The organism is Actinosynnema sp. NPDC059797, assembly GCF_042732085.1.
In the GTDB taxonomy this organism is placed as follows: Bacteria; Actinomycetota; Actinomycetes; order Mycobacteriales; family Pseudonocardiaceae; genus Actinosynnema.
This window is the reverse complement of the sequence record NZ_JBHWIE010000446.1, coordinates 1-5,215: the sequence shown is the minus strand read 5'-3', so window position 1 is coordinate 5,215 and position 5,215 is coordinate 1. Positions and strand designations below refer to the sequence as shown.

At 75.9% G+C, this 5,215-nt stretch carries 2 protein-coding genes and 1 pseudogene; 1 reads left to right on the top strand and 2 read right to left on the bottom strand.

The window, feature by feature from the left end:
• Window positions 1-2,702: AfsR/SARP family transcriptional regulator (locus ACFV4N_RS39430; protein WP_499677791.1), on the bottom strand; the 2,702-nt coding region annotated here is incomplete at its 3' end.
• A 223-nt stretch (window positions 2,703-2,925) separates the two neighbouring features.
• Window positions 2,926-4,083, bottom strand: a complete 1,158-nt coding sequence (locus tag ACFV4N_RS39425; protein ID WP_499677790.1) for a cellulose-binding domain-containing protein — start codon at window positions 4,081-4,083, stop codon at window positions 2,926-2,928.
• Between the two features lie 269 nt (window positions 4,084-4,352).
• Here ACFV4N_RS39425 and ACFV4N_RS39420 point away from each other — a divergent pair.
• Window positions 4,353-5,215 (top strand): annotated as a pseudogene (locus ACFV4N_RS39420) (hypothetical protein); the annotation flags it as partial.

The following is a 5,215-nucleotide window of genomic DNA, read 5'->3' as shown; positions in this document are numbered from 1 at the left end:
CCGCCCAGGAGGTCGGCCAGCTTGTCCCGGAGCCGGTCGGCCCGGGACAACCCCAGCTCCTCGAACACGGCCAGCGACGCCCGCCACCGCCCGGCCGCCGCCTCGGTGCGACCGGCCGCCGCCTCGACGTCGCCCAGCCGCTCCCCCGTGTCGGCCACCGCGAAGCGGATGCCCAGCTTCTCGTAGCCGGCCAGGGCCCGGCGGTACTGCTCGGCCGCCTCGTCGAGCCTGCCGAGGTGGAACAGCGCGTTCGCGATGCTGTCCCGCAGGTCCGCCATGCCGTAGTCGTCGTCGGGCCGGGTCAGCTCCAGCCCTTCCAGGCAGTGGGCCAGGGCCTCCTCGTGCCGGCCGACCAGCCCCAGGCACCACCCCACGGCGTTGAGCGCTCGGGCGAGCATGGTCGGGTCGCCGCCGAGGCGTTGCAGGCGCAGGGCTTCCTGGGCGTGCAGCAGGGCCGCGTCGTGGTCGCCCGCCGACTCGTGCAGCCAGCTGATGACCCGGCGCACCTCGGCGAGCAGCCGCGGTGGGGCCACGCCGTCGAACACCTCCAGCGCCCGTTCGCTGTGCTCGCGCGCCACGGCGATGCGCCCCAGGTCGGCTTCGGCCCGGGACAGGCCCACCAGCCCGTGGCCCTCGCCGAGCCGGTCGCCGACGAGGCGGGCCGACGCGATGGCCGCCTCGCTGGTGGCCCTCAGGTCGTGCCAGTGGCCGGCGCGGTCCAGGTGGTGCGCCATCGCCCAGCCCAGCCGCCAGGCGATGTCGTGCCTGCCGGTCGCCGCGGCCTGCGCCTGGGCCGCCAGCAGGACCCGGTGCTCCGCGGTGAACCACGCCGCCGCCCGCTCGGCGTCGGCGAACCGCAGCGGCCACACCCCCGCCGCGGGCGGATCCAACGGGATCGGCACCCGGTCCGGCGAGAGCGCGAAGGCCGCCGCGCACGCGGTGTGCAGGTAGTGCTCCAGCACGGCCCGCACGGCGTCCTCGCGCTCCTCCGGGGCGTCGTGCTCGTGCGCCAGCTCGGCGGCGTACAGGCGCAGCAGGTCGTGCAGGGCGTAGCGGCCGGGCACGTGCTCGGTGAGCAGGTGGGCGGCGCACAGCTCGGCGAGCACGCGCCGGGTGCGCGCCGCGGGCTCGCCGTGCAGGGCGGCCACCGCCGCGGCGCCGACGTCGTCGCCGGGTGTCAGCGCGAGCCGCCGGAACAGCCTCGCCGCGGCCGGGCTCAGCGCGTCGTAGGACCAGGAGAACACCGCGCGCACGTCCAGCGCGACGTCGCCGGCGGACAGCGCGTCCAGCCCGGCGCGGGCCTCCACCAGGTCCTCGGCCAGCGCGGCGAGCGTGAAGGTGGGGCGGGTGGCGGCGCGGGCGGCCACCACGGCCAGCGCCAGCGGCAGCCGCGCGCACGCGGCCAGGATCGCGTCCACGACGCGGATCTCGGCCCCGACCCGCCGCTTGCCCAGCCGGCGGACCAGCACCTCCCGGGCCGCGTCGTCGTCCAGGACGTCCAGCCGCACGGCGAAGGCGTTGTCCGTGCCGACCAGGCCGGCCAGGTCGTCCCGGCTGGTCACCACGGCCAGGCACCCCGGGCCGGGCAGCAGCGGCCGGACCTGCTCCGCGTCGCGGGCGTTGTCCAGCAGCACCAGCACGCGGCGGCCGGCGAGCAGGCTGCGGAACAGCGCCGCCCGCGCCTGCTCCCCGTCGGGCACGTCGGCGGGCCGCACGCCCAGCGCGTGCAGGAAGTCGTGCAGCTGGACGGCCGGTTCCACCGCCTGCCCGGTGGGGTGGAAGCCGCGCAGGTTGGCGTAGAGCAGGCCGTCGGGGTGGTGCCGGTCGAGCTGGTGGGCCAGGTGCACCGCCAGGGTCGTCTTGCCGACGCCCGCCATGCCGGTGACCACGAGCAGCCCGGCGCCCTCGGCGGCGGCCTCGGACAGCGCCTCGACCTCGTCCTCCCGGCCCACGAACGCGTCGAGCGCGCGGGGCAGCTGGGCCGGCCGGACCGCGGGCTCGGCGGGTGGCGCGCCCGCGGGGGCGAGCACGGACCGGTGCGCCGACCGCAGCGCCTCGCCGGGGTCCAGCCCCAGCTCGTCGGCGAGCCTGGCGCGCGACGACTCGTAGACCTCGATCGCCTCGGCCTGGGCCCCGGTGGCGGCCAGCACCAGCATCAGGTCCGCGTGCAGGGCCTCGTCCAGCGGGTGCCCGTGCGCGACCAGCCTGAGCGCGGGCAGCACGGACCCCGGTTCGCCGCACTCGAACGCGAGCCGCACCGCCAGCCGCACCGCGGCCACGCGCTCGTGCTCGACCGCCACGAACGGCGCGCCCGACCGGACCTCCTCCACGACCCCGGCGGCCACCGGCCCCTGCCACAGCCCCAGCGCGTCGAGCAGCGAGGCGAGCCCGTCGCGCGCCCCCTGCTGCCCCACCCGGCGCACCAGCGCGCGGAACCGCAGCAGGTCCAAGCTGTCGGCGTCGACCACCGGCTGGTAGCCGCCCGGCGCCGGGAGCAGCCAGCGCCCGGTGGCGCGGCGCGGCAGGTCCGGTTCGACGACCCGGCGCAGCGCGCCGACGTACCGGTGCACGACGTTGGCGGCGCTGGGCGGCGGGTCGTCCGGCCACAGCGCGTCGACGATGTCGGCCATCGGCACGGTCCGGCCGCCGCCCACGAGCAGCAGCGCCAGCACGGCCTGCTGCTGGGGCGGCCCGAGCGGCACCTCGCGGCCGTCGACCCACGCGCGCAGCGGACCCAGGAGGGACAGGTGGAGGTCCTTGCCGATCAGGGCATCCCTCGATCAGGTGGGCGGAGCCCCGGTCGCGATGCGGCGGGACGTCCGGGCTGACTTCGGTCGACCCCGAATCGTACCGAGGGCTCGGTCTCGGGAGCGGGTCCGCCGCCAGTCGACGACCAGTCGACAGGCGGCCGGACCACGTACCGTCTCAGCAGGCGATCGGCGAGGAGCCGACGGCCACGTCGTCGTACCAGAGGGTGTCCGCGCCGTCGCCGTAGCTCTCCCAGCCCAGGCGCAGGTCCGTCAGGGCCGGCCGCCATGCCTTGCGCAGCCACTGGTCGTCGACGTCCTGCGTCGGCGTGCCGTCCACCTGGAGGCCCGTGACGGCCGCGCCGTTGAGCGAGGTCGACAGCCTGCCGGCGGGGTCGACGGAGAACTGGACGCAGTTCCACTGGCCGGTGGGCAGCGGCTTGCTCAGCGCCACGCCCTGCGGGCTCTGCGCGGGCAGCGTCGCGTCGTCGGACTCGCGGTTCCACTGCAGCGCCGAGTTCTGGCCGCCCATGCGCAGGTCCTTGCCGTTGTCGGCGGTGTCCTTCATGGCCATGAACGTCACGTGCGCCATCGGCAGGTTCGTGGTGTGCCGGACGTAGAACCGGCCGTGCACGACGCCGGAGGCGGTCAGCGGGGTGCCGAAGAAGATGTGGTTGCAGTAGCCGGACGCGCCGTCGACGCGCACCGACTTCGAGCCGCTGCGGGCGGTGGCGGTGTCGATGCTGACCCGGCCCTGACCGGTGCAGTTGGCCGCGCCCACGGTCCACTTGCCCGACGGGGTGGAGCCGGTCTGCTCCTCGAAGCCGTCGCACAGGGTCGCCGTGCCACAGCCGACCGGCTGCTGGTCCGACGTGGTCGTGGTGGTCGTGGTGGTGGTCGTCGTCGTGGTGGTGCTCGTGGTGGTGCTAGTGGGCGCGTCCTCGCTGCACGAGACGCCGTTGAACGAGAAGTCGGTCGGCGCCTGGTTCGTGCCGCTGTAGGTGGCCTGGAAGCCGAACTGGGCGCTCGCGCCCGTACCCAGCGACCCGTTCCACGGCATGTTGGTCACGGTGACCTTGTTGCCGGCCTGCTTCACGTCGGCGCTCCAGCCCGAGGTGACGGCCTGGTTGCCCGGGAAGGACCAGGTGAGCTGCCACGAGGTGACCGGAGCGGACTGGTTGGTCACGGTCACGTTGGCGGTGAACCCGGTGGACCACTGGTTGAGCTTGTAGTCCACGGCGCAGGCAGGGGCCGCTCCCGCGGAGCTGTTCCCGCCGATCACCACCAAACCGGCTACGGAGACGACAGCGGCGACCGCCGCCAGCAGATTTCGCACAACAACCCCTTCGTTGTCGTTTCTGGGAGCGTTCCCAGAAGCTGACTGTAACGATCCCGTCACCGCAACGGAATACTCCGCCTGCCGCAACGCCCGTTCCCGCGAAGGCGACCCGCGCTGGTGACGGGCCGTGCGTGGTTGACATCCACCGGCCGGCCGGCCGCCGCCGAGTGCCGCCACCACCGGGACCGGCCGAGGCCGTCAAAACCACGTGCCCACGGCCGCACCCGCGGGGAACATGGGCAGCCGTGGGTGACGTGGGTGGGCGATTGATCAGGCGACTGCGCGGGCGCCTCGATCGGCTGACGGCTGCCGCGCGCCCCGCGGACGACCCGCCGGCCGAGCTGCCCGGTGCGGAGCGCGTCGACCGCGCTGTCGCCGGTGCGGTGGCGGGCGGGCGCGAGGCCGTCGACGATCTCGCGTCGCTGCTGCTCGTGGTCGGTCGTCACGGCGACGCCGAGCTGGTCGACCGCGTCGCGCGGGCGCTGGCCGCCGCGGACCCGCGGATGTGGCTGGTGGTGGACGTGTCCGCTCGGCGTGGTCCGTGGAACGCTCCCCGGTGGGTCCAGACCGCGGCGGACCGCCTCGCCGCCGGTCGCGCCGGACCGCTGGAACTGGTGCTCGCCGCCTGCCACCCGGACGGCTTCGTCCGGGAAGCGGCCGTGGTCGTGCTCGGTGGGCGCGACGACGTCACCGCGCTGCCCGTGCTGGCCCTGCGGGCGGCGGATTGGGTCCCCCAGGTCCGCGACCAGGCCCGCCGGGTGTGCCGGCGACTGCTCGACCGCGCGCCGGCCGAGGCGGTCACCGCCCTGGCGCCGGTCGCCCTCGCCCTGCGGGACCGCCAGGAGGGCCGTTGGCCGGCCGACGCCGTGGACGACGTGCTGCGCGCCGGTCCGCCGGCGGCGCTGGTCGCCGCGTTGGCCTCCGCGGACCGGCGCACCAGGCGGCTCGCGCACACCACCGGCCTGGGCGCGGGCCGGCTCGACCTCGACCGGGTCGTGCACGCGGCGAGGACCGACCCCGACCTGCCGATCCGCGTCCTGTGCGCCGACGCCGCCCTCCGCGCGGCGAGGGCCGGCGGCGACCACGACGTGCCCCGGCAGGTGCCGGTCCGGCTACTGGAGGCCGGTGT